18 protein-coding genes and 1 pseudogene are annotated in these 17,615 nt (G+C 71.6%); 10 read left to right on the top strand and 9 right to left on the bottom strand.

Annotation, left to right across the window (positions count from 1 at the left end):
- Positions 1-9: 9 nt before the first annotated feature.
- Positions 10-735 carry a nucleotidyltransferase domain-containing protein gene (locus AB0M59_RS40690; protein ID WP_364626517.1) on the top strand — a complete coding sequence of 242 codons (726 nt, stop codon included), beginning with the start codon at positions 10-12 and terminating at the stop codon, positions 733-735.
- Here AB0M59_RS40690 and AB0M59_RS40685 read toward each other — a convergent pair.
- Positions 732-2,012: a 6-phospho-beta-glucosidase gene (locus AB0M59_RS40685; RefSeq protein ID WP_364626514.1), complete on the bottom strand. Its 1,281-nt coding sequence runs from the start codon at positions 2,010-2,012 to the stop codon at positions 732-734. The two genes, AB0M59_RS40690 and AB0M59_RS40685, sit on opposite strands and share 4 nt — an antisense overlap.
- Positions 2,009-2,752: a DeoR/GlpR family DNA-binding transcription regulator gene (locus AB0M59_RS40680; protein ID WP_364626511.1), complete on the bottom strand. Its 744-nt coding sequence runs from the start codon at positions 2,750-2,752 to the stop codon at positions 2,009-2,011. The genes AB0M59_RS40685 and AB0M59_RS40680 overlap by 4 nt, the downstream gene beginning before the upstream one ends.
- A 113-nt stretch (positions 2,753-2,865) precedes the next feature.
- Between AB0M59_RS40680 and AB0M59_RS40675 the strand changes: the two genes are divergently transcribed.
- The 5 genes from AB0M59_RS40675 (at position 2,866) to AB0M59_RS40655 (ending at position 6,782) form a co-directional block, all read left to right on the top strand.
- Positions 2,866-3,894: a carbohydrate kinase family protein gene (locus AB0M59_RS40675; RefSeq protein WP_364626711.1), complete on the top strand. Its 1,029-nt coding sequence runs from the start codon at positions 2,866-2,868 to the stop codon at positions 3,892-3,894.
- Entirely contained in the window at positions 3,894-4,616 is a 723-nt protein-coding gene (locus AB0M59_RS40670; protein ID WP_364626508.1) for a heavy metal-binding domain-containing protein, read from the top strand. Before AB0M59_RS40675 ends, AB0M59_RS40670 begins: the two co-directional genes overlap by 1 nt.
- A gap of 139 nt (positions 4,617-4,755) precedes the next feature.
- Positions 4,756-5,553 carry a heavy metal-binding domain-containing protein gene (locus tag AB0M59_RS40665; RefSeq protein ID WP_364626506.1) on the top strand — a complete coding sequence of 266 codons (798 nt, stop codon included), beginning with the start codon at positions 4,756-4,758 and terminating at the stop codon, positions 5,551-5,553.
- Positions 5,554-5,562: 9 nt separating this feature from the next.
- Positions 5,563-6,381 (top strand): heavy metal-binding domain-containing protein, encoded by an 819-nt coding sequence (locus tag AB0M59_RS40660; protein WP_364626504.1) that lies wholly within the window; start codon positions 5,563-5,565, stop codon positions 6,379-6,381.
- Entirely contained in the window at positions 6,381-6,782 is a 402-nt protein-coding gene (locus AB0M59_RS40655) for a hypothetical protein (protein WP_364626501.1), read from the top strand. Before AB0M59_RS40660 ends, AB0M59_RS40655 begins: the two co-directional genes overlap by 1 nt.
- On the opposite strand, the gene AB0M59_RS40650 is transcribed toward AB0M59_RS40655, so the two are convergent.
- The gene (locus tag AB0M59_RS40650; RefSeq protein ID WP_364626498.1) at positions 6,779-8,845 is read right to left on the bottom strand and encodes a PQQ-dependent sugar dehydrogenase; all 2,067 of its coding nucleotides are present in this window, start codon (positions 8,843-8,845) and stop codon (positions 6,779-6,781) included. The genes AB0M59_RS40655 and AB0M59_RS40650 overlap by 4 nt on opposite strands.
- 251 nt (positions 8,846-9,096) lie before the next feature.
- The gene (locus tag AB0M59_RS40645) at positions 9,097-9,948 is read right to left on the bottom strand and encodes an alpha/beta fold hydrolase (protein ID WP_364626495.1); all 852 of its coding nucleotides are present in this window, start codon (positions 9,946-9,948) and stop codon (positions 9,097-9,099) included.
- A 102-nt stretch (positions 9,949-10,050) separates the two neighbouring features.
- Between AB0M59_RS40645 and AB0M59_RS40640 the strand changes: the two genes are divergently transcribed.
- A complete protein-coding gene (locus tag AB0M59_RS40640; protein ID WP_364626492.1) occupies positions 10,051-10,617 on the top strand; it encodes a CGNR zinc finger domain-containing protein in 567 nt (188 codons plus the stop codon).
- A gap of 652 nt (positions 10,618-11,269) precedes the next feature.
- Here the strand turns inward: AB0M59_RS40640 and AB0M59_RS40635 are convergent.
- Positions 11,270-12,106, bottom strand: coding sequence for an oxidoreductase (locus tag AB0M59_RS40635; protein ID WP_364626490.1), 837 nt, complete (start codon positions 12,104-12,106; stop codon positions 11,270-11,272).
- Between the two features lie 111 nt (positions 12,107-12,217).
- On the opposite strand from AB0M59_RS40635, the gene AB0M59_RS40630 reads away from it, so the two are divergent.
- Both AB0M59_RS40630 and AB0M59_RS40625 read left to right on the top strand, forming a co-directional pair.
- The gene (locus AB0M59_RS40630; RefSeq protein ID WP_364626488.1) at positions 12,218-12,778 is read left to right on the top strand and encodes a TetR family transcriptional regulator; all 561 of its coding nucleotides are present in this window, start codon (positions 12,218-12,220) and stop codon (positions 12,776-12,778) included.
- Positions 12,779-12,838: 60 nt separating this feature from the next.
- Entirely contained in the window at positions 12,839-13,246 is a 408-nt protein-coding gene (locus tag AB0M59_RS40625) for a VOC family protein (protein WP_364626485.1), read from the top strand.
- 186 nt (positions 13,247-13,432) lie between these two features.
- On the opposite strand, the gene AB0M59_RS40620 is transcribed toward AB0M59_RS40625, so the two are convergent.
- The 4 genes from AB0M59_RS40620 to AB0M59_RS40605 all read right to left on the bottom strand — a co-directional run bounded on the left by AB0M59_RS40620 (position 13,433) and on the right by AB0M59_RS40605 (position 17,123).
- Complete coding sequence (locus tag AB0M59_RS40620; protein WP_364626482.1) at positions 13,433-14,179, bottom strand: SDR family oxidoreductase; 747 nt, start codon at positions 14,177-14,179, stop codon at positions 13,433-13,435.
- 65 nt (positions 14,180-14,244) lie between these two features.
- Entirely contained in the window at positions 14,245-15,087 is an 843-nt protein-coding gene (locus tag AB0M59_RS40615) for a hypothetical protein (protein WP_364626480.1), read from the bottom strand.
- Between the two features lie 10 nt (positions 15,088-15,097).
- A complete protein-coding gene (locus AB0M59_RS40610; protein WP_364626477.1) occupies positions 15,098-16,303 on the bottom strand; it encodes a cytochrome P450 in 1,206 nt (401 codons plus the stop codon).
- Between the two features lie 97 nt (positions 16,304-16,400).
- Entirely contained in the window at positions 16,401-17,123 is a 723-nt protein-coding gene (locus AB0M59_RS40605) for an SDR family oxidoreductase (RefSeq protein ID WP_364626474.1), read from the bottom strand.
- Between the two features lie 173 nt (positions 17,124-17,296).
- Between AB0M59_RS40605 and AB0M59_RS40600 the strand changes: the two are divergent.
- Positions 17,297-17,615, top strand: a pseudogene (locus AB0M59_RS40600) (carbohydrate-binding protein); the annotation flags it as partial.

Here is a 17,615-nt window from a genome sequence, read left to right as displayed (position 1 = left end):
CTGGGGATCATGTTCACCCCGGTGGATCGGAACCAGCTCCGCGAAGCCCTGGTCGAGGCGGCCCGGTCGGACGAGCGCGTCACCGGCGCCGCGCTCACCGGCTCGGCCGCGCTCGACGCCGAAGACGCGTGGTCGGACATCGACCTCGCCTTCGCGATCGCCGGCGACCCCGGGCCGGTGCTCGCGGACTTCACCGCGCGGATGTACCGCGAGCACGCCGCGGCCCACCACATGGACGTCGTGGTCGAGCGGACCGTGTTCCGCGTTTTCCTGCTGGCGAACACCTTGCAGGTCGACCTGGCGTTCTGGCCGGAAGCGGACTTCGGCGCGACCACGCCGAAGTTCCGGCTGCTGTTCGGGACGCCGCGGGACCGCCCGCAGTCGGCACCGCCGGACGCGCGACGGCTGATCGACCTGGCCTGGCTGCACGCCCTGCACGCGCGGTCGAGCATCGAACGCGGCCGCGGCTGGCAGGCCGAGTACATGATCGGCCGCGTCCGGGAGTACGCCCTGGGTCTGGCCTGCCTGCGCCACGACGTTCCGGCGGTCGAAGGCCGCGGCCTGGACCAGCTGCCCGCCGACGTCACCGCGCCTTTCGAAGCGACTCTCGTCGGCGGGCTCGACGACCTCGAAGAGCCGTTCCACGCCGTCACGGAACTTCTCATCGGCGAAATCGAGCTGGTAGACGCCGGCCTGGCCAGCCGCCTCGCCCCGCTGCTGCGCGAACTTTCCTAAGCCAGGTAAGCGAGTTCCGGGTGCGCGGCGGCGTAGGCGTCGAGCAGCCGCCGCGCCACGGAGACCGAGTCGACCAGCGGGTGCAGCGCGAACGCCCGCACCGCGGCCTCGCGCGAACCCGTCGTCGCCGCCTCGATCGTCGCCCGCTCGACGGCCTTGACCGCCGTCACCAACCCCAGCGCGTGGTCGGCGAGCGGCCCGGTGGCGAGCGGCCGGGCGCCGTTCGCGTCGACGACGCACGGCACCTCGACGACCGCGTCGGCCGGCACGCCCGGGAGCGCGGATCCGTTGCGGGTGTTGAGGATCAGCGTCGTGCGCTCGCCGTACGCGATGGCTCGCATCAACGCCAAGGCGACCTTCTCGTAGCCGCCGCCTTCGAGATCGTCACGCTCTCCTTCGCGCGTCTCGGCCATGTACGTCGCTTCGCGCTCCAGGCGCGTGCGCTCCCACGACGCCAGCGAAGGCTCCGCGTAGAAACCGCGTTGCTGCTCCAGCAACTGGGCGCCGCGCGACTGGGGACTCATGGCCTCACGCGCGAAGTAGTAATAGTGCAGGTATTCATTCGGCAGCGCGCCGAGGGCACGCAGCCAGTCCGCGCCGAAGAGCGCGCCCTCCTCGAACGACTCCAGCGCGTCGACGTCGGCGAGCAGCCGCGGCAGGACATCCTCGCCACCGACGCGGACCGCGCGGAGCCAGCCCAGGTGGTTGAGGCCGGCGTAGTCGAACCACGCCGTCGCCGGGTCGATCCCGAGGGCCCGCGCGACGCGGCGGCACAGCCCCACCGGCGAGTCGCAGATGCCGATCACCCGCTCGCCGAGGTGCGCGGCCATCGCCTCGGTGACCATCCCGGCGGGGTTGGTGAAGTTGATGACCCACGCCCGCGGCGCCAGTTCGGCGATCTTTCGCGCGAGATCGACAGCGACCGGCACCGTCCGCAGCCCGTAGGCGATGCCACCGGCGCCGACGGTTTCCTGGCCCAGCACGCCTTCCGCGTGCGCGATCTGCTCGTCGAGCCGCCGGCCGCGCAGCCCGCCGACGCGGATGGCGGAGAACACGAAGTCCACATCGGACAGTGCGTCGGCGAGATCGGTGGTGGTCCGCACCCGCGGCGCGTCCGGGACCCCGGCGGCCTGCTCGGCGAGCACCCGCTCGATCGCCGCGAGCCGCCCGGGCTCGACGTCGTGCAGGACCAGCTCGGTGACCCCGCCGCCGGTCAGCAGAGCGCCGTGGACGAGCGGCACGCGAAACCCGCCGCCGCCGAGGATCGCCAGCCTCATCGCAGCACCTCGACGCCCGCCTCGCGCAAGGCCGCGCACGTCGGCTCGTCGGCTCCGGGACTCGTGACGACGACGTCGAGCGCGTCCGGCCCGCAGACCCGGGCCAGCCCGGAGCCGGGGAACTTGCCGGCGTCGGCGAGCAGCACCACGCGATCGCCGGCGGCGACCATCGCGCGCTTGACGGGCACTTCGACGACCGTCGAGTCCATGACGTGGCCGTCGCCGCGGACGCCGCTGGTGCCGAGGAAGACGGTGTCGGCGTGGACTTGGCGCAACGCGTCCTCGGTCAGGAATCCCACCATCGAGTGATAGCTGCGCCGGACCACGCCGCCGAGGAGGACGAGCTGGACGTCGTCGGCGTCCTTCAGCTCGTCGTAGACCGCGAGGCTGCTGGTGATCACGGTCAGCGCGCGGTCGCGCAGGTGCCGCGCCAGCCGGTGCGCGGTGGTGCCGATGTCGATGAGGACGGTGTCGCCGTCGGCGACCAGGCCGGCCGCGCGCCGGGCGACGGCGTCCTTCTCGCCTGCGCGCTCCGCGGCCACGTGCGCGAACGGCTCGCCGTCAGCTGCCATCGCGCCGCCGTAGACGCGGGTCAACCGCCCCTCGCGATCGAGTTGCACCAGGTCGCGGCGCATGGTCGCTTGACTGACGCCGAGCCGTTCGGCCAGCACACCGACCGGCGCGGGGCCCTCCGAGCGGAGAGCCCGCAGGATCAGCTCGTGGCGACGCTGGGGCAGCATGCCGGGACGATAGCAGTCAAACTCGCTCACCAGACGATCGAGTTTGCGCGGCCCTTGCGCATTCCGCGCACCTCAAGCACGCTCGTGCGCACCCTCGATTCGTGGAGGCGCCCGTGCCGGCCGAGCCCGCACCCGACACCGATGTCTTCCTGTCCGGCCTGCTGTTCTTCGACCTGGTCTTCACCGGGCTCGAAGGCCCGCCGGAGCCGGGCACGGAGGTGTGGACGGGTGGCATGGGCTCGGGGCCGGGCGGCATCGCGAACTTCGCGGTGGCGCTGAGCCGCCTCGGCCTGCGGACATCGCTGGCGGCGGCGTTCGGCACCGACGTCTACGGGCGCTACTGCTGGGACGTGCTTTCGCGACAGGAGCACATCGACCTGTCGCGGTCGCGGAGCTTCCCGGAGTGGCACTCCCCCGTCACCGTCTCGCTCGCCTACGCCGGCGACCGGGCGATGGTCACGCACGGCCACCCGCCGCCCGTCCCGGTCGCCGAGCTGGCCGGGTCCCCGCCGCCGAGCCGCGCGACCGTCGCGCACATCGGCCTCGACACGGCCGACTGGGTCCACACCGCGCACCAGGCCGGCAGCCTCGTCTTCGCCGACGTCGGCTGGGACCCGTCGGAAGCGTGGTCGGCCGCGCTGCTCGAGCAACTGGCGTGCTGCCACGCGTTCTTGCCCAACGACGTCGAAGCGATGCGCTACACCCGCACGGACACCCCGGAAACGGCGCTGGCGGCGCTCGCCGACCTCGTGCCGGTCGCGGTCATCACCCGCGGCGCGGCGGGCGTCCTCGCGGTCGACGGCACCACCGGCGAGACCGCGGACATCCCGGCGCTGCCGGTGAACGTCCTCGACGCGACCGGCGCGGGCGACGTCTTCGGCGCGGGGTTCGTCGCCGCGACCTTGACCGGCTGGCCGCTGGCCGACCGTCTGCGGTTCGCGGGCCTCACGGCCGGGCTGTCGGTCCAGCACTTCGGCGGCGCGCTGGCCGCACCGGGCTGGCACGAGATCGCGGAGTGGCACGCGCGGAACCGGCGCCCGGACTACGCGTTCCTCGACGACGTCCTGCCCGCCGAAACGATCGCCGACACGTCCCGCCGGGGCCCGGTGACGCTCGGCTTCGGCGACGACAGCTGGCGCTAGTGCACCCGCGCGCCGGCCGCTACACGGCGTCGGGACTGCGGACGTCGCTGCTGTCGGTACCGGGCGCGGTCGGCGCCGAAGCGGTGGGACTGCGGCCGATCGGCGAGGTCATGGGCTGCGTCGTCTCGCGGTACGACGACGTGACCTCGAGCATGCGCCGCGGCTACGCGACGGCGCTGGACCGCCTGCGCGCGGAGGCCGTTTCGCTCGGCGCGGACGGCGTCTTGGCGATCGGCTGCACGGTGACCCGCGTGAGCGCGGCGGTCCACGAGTTCGTCGTGCTGGGCACGGCGGTGCGCGCTCTTCGCGGGGTCCGTCCGCCGCGGCCGTTCACGACCGGGTTGTCCGGTCCGGACGTGGCGAAGCTGATGCTGGCGGGCTGGGTCCCGGTGACGCTGGCGATCGGCATCGACGGCGGAACGGCGTACGACATCGCGATGACGGACCGGCCGGGCGCCGAGGCGGCGGTGCCGACGTCGCTGGTGACGACGGTCAGGGCGGCGGCTCGGGCGGAGTTCCTGGCGGCGGTGCGCGAATCGGGAGCGGACGGCGGGTTGGTGTCGTCGACGACGTTGCGGGCGTGGGCCCTGGGCCACACGGGAGCGGCGGCGGTGGCGAGCGTGTTCGGCACGGCGGTGGCCCGGTTCGGTGCGGGTCCCGCGCCGACCGTGTCGCTCCCGATGCTGGCGCTGGACGACGAACGGCCGGGCGCGGGTCGCTAGGCCCCCGTGCGCTTTCGGCCGGTGCGCCTTCCGCGACCGGACCTTCCGGACATACCCCGTTGATCACCCCGCGCCCGCCGCCTGGCCGCGCGAATCCGTGCCACGATGGGAGCGAAGCCCGGTCGAAGGAGGTCAGCCAGTGCCCGAGTGGGACGGTCGTGGTCTGCCGCCCGTCGCGCAGGCGCGCGTCGACCGCTTCGCCGCGTCCGGGCTCAAGACCTCACTGCTCAGCGTGCCCGGCGCGGTGGGTGCCGAAGCCGTCGGCTTCACGCCCGTCGGCGAGGTCATGGGCTGCGTCGTGCAGCAGGTCGGCTGGACCTCCCTGAGCCAGTGGGCCGCCGACCAGGTCCGGCAGATGGCGGACATGCTGCGCCAGGGTTATGCGACCGCGCTCGACCGGCTCACCCAGGAAGCGAACGCGCTCGGCGCCGACGGCGTGCTCGGCATCCGGTTCACGATCACCTCCCTCGACGGCGTGGCGCAGGAGCTCGTCGCGCTCGGCACTGCCGTCCGCGCCGAAACCACGCAGCGGCCGCGGCGGCTGTTCACCACCGACCTGCCGGGCCAGGACGTCGGCAAGCTGATGCAGGCCGGCTGGGTGCCGGTGCGCGTCGCGGTCGGCGTCGCCGCGCGCGGTGAGTTCGACTACAACATGCGCTACCAGACCAACAGCTGGGCGGGGAACACCGAAGTCGACGCGCCGACGAAGGTCGTCAACGAGGTCCGGGCCGCGGCCCGGGCGGAGTTCGCCCGCGCGATCCGCGACTGCGGCGCGGACGGCGGCATCGTCTCCGACCTGCGGCTGCGGACGTGGCCGGTGCAGGAACTCGCGGTCGTCGGCATCGCCAGCGTCACGGGCACCGCGATCGCCCGCTTCCACGAAGGCCGCGCCGCCCCGACCAGCGCGCTCAAGATCCTGCCGTTGAACCGTTCCTGAGGAGGCTTCGTGACCACCGCGGACCCCGCCGAGCAGCGCATCCCCGAGGATGCGATGCGCCGGCTCGCCGAGATGAAACCCGGTCAGAAGACCAGCCTGTTCACCTCGGACCTGAGCGTCAACGAGTTCCTCCTCGTGCGCGAAGCCGGGTTCCGCCCGCTGGGGCTGGTGCTCGGCTCGAGCATCTACCACGTCGGCTTCCAGATGGGCCGCTGGAGCCAGAACCAGGAGATGGACCGGCTTTCGCAGGCGATGTACCACGCCCGCGAGCTGGCGATGTCCCGGATGGAGGCGGAGGCGGACGTCCTCGGCGCGGACGGCATCGTCGCGGTCCGGCTCGAAATCGAGTTCAAGGAGTTCGGCAACGACCTCGCCGAGTTCATCGCCGTCGGCACCGCGGTGAAGGCCGACGAACCCGGCGAATGGCGCAACAACACCGGAAAGCCGTTCACGTCGGACCTGTCCGGACAGGACTTCTGGACGCTGGTGCAGGCGGGCTACGCGCCGCTGGGCATGGTGATGGGCACGTGCGTCTACCACATCGCGCACCAGCGGTTCCGGCAGATGATGGGCAACATCGGCCAGAACGTCGAGATCCCGCAGTACACGGAAGCGTTGTACGACGCGCGCGAGCTCGCGATGTCCCGGATGCAGGCGGAAGCCGAGCAGCTGGAGGCGGAGGGCATCGTCGGGGTGCAGCTGCTGTCGCTGCCGCACCGCTGGGGCGGTCACACGACGGAGTTCTTCGCGATCGGCACGGCGGTGAAGCCGTTGCGCGCCGACCACCACATCGCCAAGCCGCAGCTCGTGCTGCCCCTGACGGACTGATGGGCAGCGAACTGGACTTCCACCTGCTGGTGGCGGCGCTGCGCACGGACCGCGCGGACGTCGAGTCCTACCACCGGGTCCTGTCCGACACGCTGGGCAGCGCGTTGCCGGCGGGCATGGTCGAGGTCGACCGGCGACGCACGTTCGCCGACCGCGTCGCGGGCCGCGACGGCCAGGCGGTCGCGGTGCGGGTCCGGACACCGGACCGGGTTCTGGTGCTGAGCACGGGCAAGCACGGCGGCGTCGCGGCGGAGATCCACCAGGTGGTCCGCGGCGTGGTGATCAGCCGCAAGGAAGCCGCGGTCGACGACTGGCTCGCGGCGCTGGCGCAGGAGCTGACGGCGTTGGCGTCGAAGGACGCGAGAGCGCGGGATGCGCTCTCGCGTCTCCTCGGCGGCTAACCGACCGTCACCCGCAGGATCTTGTTGTGGCTGTTGTGCGGCGTGCTGTCCTTGTCACCGTCCACGCTGGTCGCCAGCCACATCCGGCCGTCCGGGGCCGGCTCGACCGTGCGGAGCCTGCCGTAGGTCCCGTTGAAGAACGTCTGGAAGTTCGTCAGCGAGCTGCCGCTGATCACCGCGCGGTACAGCCGCGTGCCCCGCTGGCACGCCACGTACAGCGCGTCGCGGATGATCGTGATGCCACTGCACGAACCCTGCGCCACCGGGTACGTCTTCTTCGGCGCGATGAACCCGGCGGTGCCGCAGGTGCCCGACGTTCCCTCGCACGACGGCCAGCCGTAGTTGCCGCCCTTGACGATCAGGTTCGTCTCGTCCATGACGCTGTTGCCGAACTCCTGCTCCCACAACCGGCCCTGTGAGTCGAACGCCAGGCCCTGGACGTTGCGGTGCCCGTAGCTCCACACCGCGTTGTGGAACGGGTTGTCGGCCGGGATCGAGCCGTCCGGGTTGATCCGCAGCACCTTTCCGTTGGGGCTGCTGGTGTTCGACGCGTTGTCGCCGTTCTGCGCGTCCCCCGTGCCGGCGAACAGGTACCGGCCGTCCGGGCCGAACCGCAGCCGGCCGCCGTTGTGGAACTTGTTGCGCGCGATGCCGGTCAGCAGGATCTGCGCGGTGCTCGTGGTCAGCGAGTCGGCGGCCGGGTCGTACTTGATCCGCACGATCCGGTTGTCGCTCGGCGACGTGTGCATGATGTAGAGCCAGTGGTCGGCGCCGAACGAAGCCGGGTTGATCTCCAGCCCGGTCAGGCCGCCTTCCCCGTCGGTGCTCTGGACGTTCGGGACGGTGCCGATCGTCTTCTTCGCCCCGGTCTTGGGGTTCAGGTGGACGATCGAGTGCGCGTCGCGCTGGTTGTAGAGGATCGTGCCGTCCGGCAGGGTGACCAGGCCCCACACGACGTCGTCGTCGGTCCCGACCTGCGTGGCACCGCAGACGCCCTGCGACGGCGTGCAGGTCGACCCGCCGGTGGTGGTGACGTCCAGGACCGGCGTGCTCGGGTCGCTCAGGTTGCCGTTCCCGTCGATCGCGCGCACCTGCAGGTGGTAGGCGGTGTCCGGGGTCAGGCCGCCGAGGGTGGTGCTCGCCGTGTCGGACGTGCCGATCTGCGTGCCGCCGTCGAAGATCCGGTAGCCGGTGACGCCGACCTCGTCGGTCGACGCGGTCCACGCCAGGCCGATCGACGTGCCGCCGACCGCGGTGGTGTGCACGTTGCCGGGTACCGACGGCGGCGTGTGGTCGTCGGACGGCGGCGTCTTCACGGCGAGCGTTCCGCTGGCCTGTGAGACGTTCCCGGCCGCGTCGCGCGCGTTGACGTAGAAGCCGTAGTTGCCGTCGGGGCCGAGATTTCCGCAGGTCGCGGTCAGGGCGCCGGTGGTGCTGGCGCAGAGTTGACCGTCGCGGTAGACGTCGTAGCCCGTGACGCCCTCGTCGTCCGTGGCCGCGGTCCACGCGATGGTCGCGCTGATGGGGGTGACGCCGACGAGCGTGGGCGTGCCGGGCGGCGACGGCGGGACGACGTCGCCGGTCGAGCCGTAGACGCCGAACTCCTGCAGCGAGTAGCCCTTCGACGCGTCGGTGCGGCAGCGTTTGGTGCCGTACATCCGCACGTAGCGGCCGGTGCCGTCGAGGGAGGTCAGGTCTTCGACGCCGCCCTTTCCCGTGGTGGTGGCATAGATCCGCGTCCACGTGACGTGGTCGGCGGAGGTGTCGATCTCGTAAGCCGTGGCGCACGAGGCGTCCCACTGCAGCCGCACGCGGCTGACGTGTGCCGCCGCCCCGAGGTCGACGTAGATCCACTGCGGATCGACGCCGGCCGCGCTGGCCCAGCGGGTGGCCGAGTCGCCGTCGACGGCGGCCGGCGCCGGACAGCACCCGCCCGCCGACGACGCCGTCACCGGTTTTCCTTGGGAGAGCAAGGCATCCGCGGCCTGCACCGGCCCCGCCGCGGTCAGTGTCCCGGCGACGAGCGCGATCACGATCGCCCCCACCCGGATCCGTCTGGTCATCCCGTCCTCCTGCGCAGTCGACGCGGAGGCGAACCCGCCTCCACGGTGGCCCCGGTCTGCTCACGCGCGCCCGGGCCCGTCGGCGAACGACCCGTCGGCGCAGGCAGAGGCGGATGCCTGACGACGACGGCGGGGTTCTCGGGGACCGGGACCGACCTGGGGTCAGGGCGATCTCGGGGAACCCTACGAGGGACCGTCCGGCCGGTCAACGCCACTCTCCCGCTCAGCGGAGACCGTTCGGGACAACGATTTCAGCCCACCACCCGCCCGAGGAACCCGCGGATGTACCCGGCGATGGCGTCCAGGTGCGTCTCGAGGGCGAAATGACCGGCGTCGAGCAGGTGGATCTCGGCGTCGGGCAGGTCGCGGGCGTAGGCGCGGGCGCCGTCGGCGATGAAGATCCCGTCGTTGCCTCCCCAGACGGCCAGCAGCGGGACCTGGGTGGTCCGGAAGTACTCGTGGAACTTCGGGTACAGGCCGATGTTGTGGTGGTAGTCGGCGAGCAGCGCCATCTGGATTTCGGCGCCACCGGGGCGGTCGAGCAGGGCCTGGTCGTGGATCCAGACGTCCGGGCTGACGAGCGCCGGGTCGGGCACGCCGTCGAGGTACTGCGCCTTGGTGGCTTCGAGGCCGACCATGCCGTGCAGGTCCTCTTCGGTCAGCGTGCCGGCGGCGAGCCGCTGCGGCAGCCCGGCACCCAGGCCGTCGACGTAGGCGTTGCCGTTCTGCGTGACGATCGCGGTGACCCGCTCCGGGTTCCCGGCCGCGATGCGCAGGCCGACCGGGGCGCCGAAGTCCTGGATGTAGAGCGCGAAGCGGTCCAGGCCGATCTCGTCGAGCAGGCCGAGGGTGAGCTCGGCGAGGGCGTCGAAGGTGTAGGTGAACTCGTCCACGGTCGGCGCGTCGGACGCGCCCGCGCCCAGGTAGTCGGGCGCGACGACGTGGTAGCGGTCGGCCAGCGCCGGGATGAGGTGCCGGTACATGTGCGAGCTCGTCGGGAACCCGTGGAGCAGCACGATCGTGGGCGCGTCGGCGGGGCCGGCCTCCCGGTAGAACAGCCGGCGCCCGGCAACGGTGGCGAAGCGGTGATACACGGCGACCATGGGTTTCTCCTCACGTCTCATGGATACTTTTCTATTTATCCATGAGATGACGTAGACTGTCAACGGCCCGGGACAATGACGGACGAACTTAGGGAGGCGAACGTGGTCACTGCGGCACCCGGCGAGGAGCGCTCCCCCGCGCTGGCGCTGGTCAACACGCGCCGGCTCGGCGCCGGCGGCGAGGTCGACGACCTGGCCGAGCCACGCGCCGCGGCCGAGTGGTTGCGTCTCCCGGCCGCCTCACTGGCCGCGGACGACCTGAGCCGCGTCACGGACCTCCGCGCGGCCGTCCGCGAACTGCTGGCCGCGCTGGCGGAGGACCGCGCACCGGCCGCGGCCGCGGTGGAGACGGTGAACGCGGCCGCCCGCGCCGACGCCGCCGCACCCCAGCTCACCTGGCCGTCCGGACCACACCGCGAGTGGCACAGCACCAGCCCGGGCAGCCTTTCGGAGGCCCTGGCCGCACTGGCCCGCGACGCGATCGAGGTGGTCGCCGGCGACCTCGGTCCCCTGGTGCGCCCGTGCGAGGCCCACGGGTGCGTGCGGTTCTTCTTCCGCGAGCACGCCCGCCGCCGCTGGTGCTCGACAACCTGCGGCGACCGTGTCCGCGCGGCCCGGCACCAGCGGTTGGTGGTCGAGCAACGGGAGTCGCCTCGGGGGCGGGCCTGAGGTCGGGTCGGCCGGTATGGGCCTGGGTTTGGTCGCGTTCGCTCGATGCGGGAGCTGTAGCCGGTGGCTCGCTGCGCGCCGCTTGCGTCCTGCGGCCGAGGTCGTTGACAGCGCGGCGGCGAGTACGGACGTCTTGAATGAGTCATTCAGGTCTTCGGAGGTCTTGAATGACTCATTCAAGACCTTTGGTCCGGGCTACCGAGCTGGCTCGGGCTCGGGTTCGGCGAACGCCTGGCTCCAGCGGCCCGAACGTCAACAAACTTGCCACGCGCGACACTGGCGCTGCCGCGCCCGGCACCGACCGCTGTCGGCACCCCCCACCGCAGCCACTACTGGCGCCGCCGCCTCCGGCCGACCCACACCGCCGGTAACCCCACCACAGCTACCGCTGGCGCTGCCGCGCCCCGTCCACCCGGCACCTACCGCTGCCGGTAACCGCACCGCAGCTACCGCTGGCGCTGCCGCGCCCCGTCCACCCGGCACCTACCGCTGCTGGTAACCCCACCGCAGCTACTACTGGCACTGCCGCGTCCCGTCCACCCGGCACCTACTGCCGCTGGAAGCAGCCACTACGGCCGCAGCTCACGCCCCGCTCGCTCCAAACCTGCCGCCGCCTCCCCCCTCGTTCGCCCCTCACCAACACCTCGCCGCCTCACTCCGCGGTGAACACCGCCGATCGGCTCACCTCGGCCCATTCCGCTACCTCGGCTCCACGCGCACGGTCCGACCGTTGCACCGCTTCGACCGCGTCCGCGCCGAGCAGCAGGCGCAGCGGGGGCGCGTCGAGCCGGACCACGTCGGCGAGGATGCGGGCTCCTCGGGCCGGGTCGCCCGCCTGTTTGCCGTCGGTCGCGTCGCGGAGGCGGTGCATCTCGCCCACCGAGGCGTCGTACTCCGGGCGGACCGGTGCGCGCTCCATCGAGGCTCCCTGCCAGTCCGTGCGGAACGCGCCCGGCTCGACGATCGTCACCTTCACGCCGAACGGCTTCACCTCCGCGTTGAGCACCTCGGAGAATCCCTCCACCGCGAACTTCGCCGCCTGGTAGGCACCCAGCCCCGGCGACCCGCCGACCCGGCCGCCAACCGACGAAAACTGCAGGAAGTGCCCCGAACCCCGCTCACGGAACACCGGCAGGGCCGCGCGCGTGACGTTGACGACGCCGAAGAAGTTGGCCTCCACCTGCGCCCGGAAGTCGTCCTCCAACATGTCCTCGATCGGCGAACTGTTCGCGTAACCGGCGTTGTTGGCCACGACGTCGAGCCCGCCGAACTCGCGCACGGCGAAGGCCACCGCCTCCCGCGCGGCCGCGGGGTCTGTCACGTCCAGCGCGAAAGCCCGGACGTTGTCACCGTGCTCGGCCACCAAATCCTTCAGCTGCTCCGGCCGGCGCGCGGTGGCGACCACCCGGTCGCCGTCCTCGAGCGCGACCCGGGCCAGCTCCCGCCCGAACCCGCGCGAACTGCCGGTGATCAGCCAAGTCCTGCTCATGATGCTCTCTCCTCGCTCATCCGAACCGGCTAACCAACCGGTTGGTTACCTCTAGGAAACACCTGCGCGGCGAGTTTGTCAACCAACCAGTTAGTTGCTAATGTGGCCGACATGAGAGACGCGGAGGAGACCAGGCGGCGACTGCTCGCCGCCGCCACGGAGGAGTTCGCGGAACGGGGCATCGCAGGCGCCCGCGTGGACCGGATCGCGGATGCCGCCGGCTGCAACAAGGCGATGCTCTACAAGTACTTCGGCAACAAGGACAGCCTGTTCGACACGGTCTTCGGCGAGTCGGTCGGCAGGTTCGTCCTCGACGTCCCGGTCGACGCCGACGACCTGCCGGGCTACGCCGGCAAGCTCTTCGACCGGTACGAAGAGCAGCCGGAGACGCTGCGGCTGGCGATCTGGCACCGGCTGGAGCGACCCGACGGCAAGTGGGTCACCGAAATCGTGCTGGCCAACGAAGTCCGGCTGAACTACCTGCAGCGAGCGCAGGACGAAGGGAGCCTGTCCAAGCACTACACACCCCTGGAGCTGCTGGTGCTGATCCAGTCGATCTCGACGGCGTGGGCGACGACCAATTCGGAACTCGGCGTGCGCACCACCCTCCCCCGCGAGCAACGGCGGGGACTTGTGGTGGACGCGGTGCGGCGGCTGATCGCGGAGGATTGACGAGCGCTACGCGCACACCCCGGGCGGGTAGCGTGTGCTCAGCCGACGGAAGGACGCCCGATGGAGTGGACGCTCGAAGTGATCGTGGTACCGGTGTCCGATGTGGACCGCGCGAAGGCCTTCTACGCCGACCGGCTGGGGTTCACGCTCGACCACGACGTGACGCCCGCCGAAGGCGTCCGGATCGTGCAGCTGACCCCGCCGGGATCGGGCTGCTCGGTGGTGTTCGGCCGCGGCGCGGTGCCGGACATGCCACCGGGGTCGCTCAAGGGGCTGCAGCTGGTGGTCAACGACCTGCCGAAGGCCCACACGATGCTCACCGAGCGCGGCGTCGAGGTCAGCGAGATCCAGGTCCACGGCATGGGCGACTGGGACGGCGAAGCGGACCTGGACAACGTGGGGTTCGTGCGCTTCGCCGATCCGGACGGCAACAGCTGGGCGGTGCAGCAGATCTCATCCCGCCGATGAGCCGGCGCAGCCGCTGACAGACGGCGGTTGCGCAGGTGGGTGACGGCCGCGGTCGGCTGGGCGCGGCACGGCTGCGCGTGGTGAACCCACGCATGGAGCCCGGGCAAGGCGGCAAGCAGGGCGCAGTGAGGCGGGGCGAGCCGGGGCGCGACGAACGCACTCCCCGGCTCACCGCCACAGCCCTCGCTAGTCCACCAATGCTCCGCAGCTGACGTTGACCGTCGAGGCCGTCATCGACCTGGCTCGGTCCGAGGCCACGAACGCCGCCACCGCGCCGACGTCCGCGAGGGTCGCCGCTCGGCCGAGCATCGTCTTGCCCGCGATGTTCTCCTCCAGCTCCTCACGACCCTGGAAGCCGGCCGGGAGGGTCTCGGGGATGCCGCCCGTGCGGAGCGTCACCGTCCGGACGCCGTGCGGCCCCAGCTCGGCGGCCAGCTGGCGGCGCATCGCCTCGAGCGCGTGGAACGCCACCTGCAGCCCGCCCACCGCGAACTCGCGCACCGGTTCGCCCGCGCCGCCGAAGAACAAAATCACGCCGGACCGTTGCTTCACCATGTGGCGGGCCGCCGCGCGGGCGGTCAGGAACTGGGTGCGGACCGCCGTCAGGACCGGGCGCTCGTAGTCCGCCAAGGTCATGTCGATCAGCGGCGTGCCCTGGACGTCGCCGTGGGCGATGAGGTTGAACGAGATGTCCAGGCTGCCCTCGGCGGCGACCGCGGCGGCGTGGTCGTCGACCGCGTGCTCGTCGAGGGCGTCGACCTCGGCCACCTCGACCGAGCCACGGATGTGCTTGGCGACCGCGTCCAGCCGGGCGCGGGTGCGGCCCGCGAGGAAGACACGGGCGCCTTCTTCCGCGAAAGCCGTGGCCACGGCCGCGCCGATGCGGCCTCCGCCGCCGTAGACGATCGCGTTCTTGCCGGTCAGCAACGTCATGAGTCCCTCCGATTCCGGGTGCTTCCACCCGTGCGTCGAACGGGACCGTCCGGAATCGACCGGGTTCAGGGGCGGGACACACCCATCGGGTTCGGGACCGGGACCACTCCCGCGTCGACCACGGCCCGGCTCAACGGGACCGCCAGCTCCAGCAGCCGTGCCACACCCGCCGAGCCCAGCGCTTCCACCGGCTCCGCCGCCAGACGGTCCGTGTCCTCTTCGATCCGGCGTCGCATCGCCGCTCCGGAAGAGGTCAAGCCGGCGGTATCCAGCAGACCGCGAGTCCGCAAACCCTCGACAGCACGAGTCCACTCCGCGTCGGACCAGCCACGGTGGGGTTGGACGTCCTCGCGAGCGATCACGCCGTCGCCGATGTGGGTCAACGTCGTCTCCAGGCCCGTCAGCCCCGCGTGGACCGCCGCCAGGACGTGACCGTCGCCGCGGTGCTCGCGCAGCACCGTCGCCGCCAGCCACAGGCGGCCGAGCACCCCCGGAGGCCGCGGCACCGCGGACCACGCCGCCGCCAGCGGGCGCCCGTCGAAGCGGCACGCGGAAGCGGCCCGTTCCAGCAACGACGTCAGTTCGGAGTGGTCGGCGGAGTCCAAGACGCGCGAAAGAGCGGCTTCGACAGCCGAAAGCCGAGCGCGGAGCACCTCGAGGGGCGAGGCGAACGACCACGCGTCCGGCAGAGCGCGCGCCACCATCGCCGGGGCGAAGCCGAACAACATCGACGTCGCCGCCGCCGGGCCGATCGGGCCCAGCGGCGCGAGGCGGCCCGCGAAGTACCCCATCCAGTACCCCCGCAGGCCGGCCTCCTTCGCCGCGGACGCCGTCTCCGGCGCGAAATAGACGACGGCGTGCAATGGCTCCACGGCCGCCCACAACCGCCGGGCCGGTGATGTGCTCATGCCGCCATTCTCACCCCCAGGCGACCGGCAGCTCCCGCACGCCGTACACCAGCGTGTTGTGCTTGTACGCCAACGACTCCCGCGGCACCGCCAGTCGCAGGTCCGGCACCCGGCGGAACAGCCGCGTCAACGCCTCCTGCAGCTCGACGCGGGCCAGCTGCTGGCCGACGCACTGGTGCGCGCCGAAACCGAACGCGACGTGCGTGCGCGGCGACTCGCGGTGGAAGTCGAGCTTGTCGCCGCCGGGGAACAGCTCTTCGTCGCGGTTGGCCGAGTTCAGGGCCGCCACCAGCCACTCCCCCGCCTTCACCGACCGGGCCCCGACCTGCACGTCCGCGGTCGCGTACCGCAGCACGCCGAACTGGACGACCGACAGGTACCGCAGCAGCTCCTCGACCGCGCGCTCCGGCGCGGCGAGCACGACGTCGCGCTGGGCCGGGTGTTCCAGCAGCACCAGCGTGCTGAGCGCGATCATGTTGGCCGTCGTCTCGTGGCCGGCCACCAGGAGGCTCAGCCCGAGCACGACCAGCTCTTCCATCGTCAGCGGGTCACCGGCGGCGACACCGCGGGAAATCAGCCTGCTGAACAGGTCGTCCCGCGGATTCCGCTGCTTGTCGGCGAACAACGCCGCCAGGTAGTCGGAAAGTTCGTGGTAGGCCTGCTGTCCCTCTTCGCGGGTGGCGTCCGTGCTGACCATCGTGGAACTCTGTGACTGGAACCGCCCGCGGTCGGCGTACGGGACGCCGAGCAGCTCGCAGATCACCAGCGACGGGATCGGCAACGCGAAGTCCCGCACCAGATCGGCTTCCCCGGGCCGGGCGAGCATCGCGTCGAGGTGGCTCTCCACCAATTCCTGGACGTAGCCGCGCATCGCCTCCACGCGCCGCACGGTGAACTCCGCGATCACCATCTTCCGGATGCGCGAATGGTCGGCGCCGTCGAGCTGGATGATGGACCCGGGGCTGACCTCCTCGTCGAGGTCGGCGTTCGGGTTGACGTGCACCGAAGACGCGCCGCGCGAGCTCATCGTGCGGTCGGCGAGCACCGCGCGGACGTCGCGGTAGCGCGTCACCAGCCAGGCGTCCATGCCCGCCGGGCAGCGCACCTGCGACGTCGGCGCGGTTTCCCGCAGCGTGGCGTAGTTCCCGGGCGGGTCGAACGGGCATCCGGCCGGTCGTGCCGTGGGGAGGGCCGGGGTTTCGGATGCTGCCGTCACGGCGGATCACACCTCTCTTCCGGTGGTCAGGTCACTTCCACCATGGAGAGAACCGGCGCCGTCGTGGGACGTTCGACCCACTTCCGACCGGAATGGCCTAGCGGGCGCCGTAAGCGCCGCCGTTCACGTGCACGACCTGTCCCGTGACGTGCCCGGCTCCCGGCGAAGCCAAGAACTGCACGGTCTCCGCGACCTCTTCCGGTGCGCCCGCCCGTTTGTTGAGCGCCACGGAGATCCGCGAGCTGAGCCATTCTTCGGTGAGCGTGCCGTGGAAGAACTCCGTGTCGAGGATGACGCCCGGCGCGACGACGTTGGCCGAGCCGGCGGCGCCGAGGTGCCGCGCGAGGTCGGTGTTCCACGCCTCGATCGCCGCCTTCGCCGCGCCGTACGAGCCGGAGCCCTGCTTCGCCGCTACAGAGCCGAGAGTCACAACCCGCACGTTGTCCGCGAAGCGCGGCTTCAACGCAGTTGTGACCAGCACGGCGGAAATGACGTTCGCGTCGAAGTTCGCGCGCCACGCGTCCGCCAAACCGGCCAGGCCGACCGGTGCTTCCCGGACGCGGTCGGTGTTGCCCCCTGCGTTGTTGACCAGCACGTCGACCCGTGGAGGCAGCTCCGCCAGCGCGGCCTGCACCGCCGCCGGGTCGCTCGCGTCGAACGCCACCGCCCGCGCGCCGATCTTCTCCGCGGCCGCCTCCAGCACGTCCTTGCGGCGCCCGGTGACGGTGACCCGCTCGCCCGCCGCCGCGAACCGGGCGGCGATCGCCAGCCCGATGCCCGTGCCGCCCCCGGTGACCACGACTTCCCGCTGTTCGCTCATGTCGCCATCTTCGCCGACGGAACCACCGGCCCGGGCGGATTTCCCGCCGACCGGGACACGAAACCCGATTCGTTAGGAAACTTTACGAACAGGTCTTGACGGCGAGCCGCCGTCCGGCGAACCTGAACGCACGCCGCACGTCATCGTCCGCCCCACCCCCTTCCGGAGGCAGCATGACCCGGCGCGCTCTCGTGCTCGTCGTGACCCTGTTCCTCGCTCTGACCTCGGCGCTCCTCGGCGCGAGCACGGCGAGCGCGGCCACCACGCAGCCGACCTTCCTCACCTTCTACGGCTGGTGGGACAACACCCCGCCCGGCGGCGACATCTCCTACCCGCAGATCCACGACACCGCGAGCGGCAAGGGCACCTACGCCGACCCGATCACCTTCGCCACCAGCAGCGACGAGCTGAAGCCCGGCACCAAGGTCTGGGTGCCGCGGGTGAAGAAGTACTTCGTCATGGAGGACGGCTGCGACGAGTGTTCCGACGACT

The sequence above is a fragment of the Amycolatopsis sp. NPDC051371 genome (assembly GCF_040682155.1).
Lineage (GTDB): Bacteria > Actinomycetota > Actinomycetes > Mycobacteriales > Pseudonocardiaceae > Amycolatopsis.
Note: the sequence above shows the minus strand (reverse complement) of the source record. Positions and strands in the feature narration are given on the sequence as shown.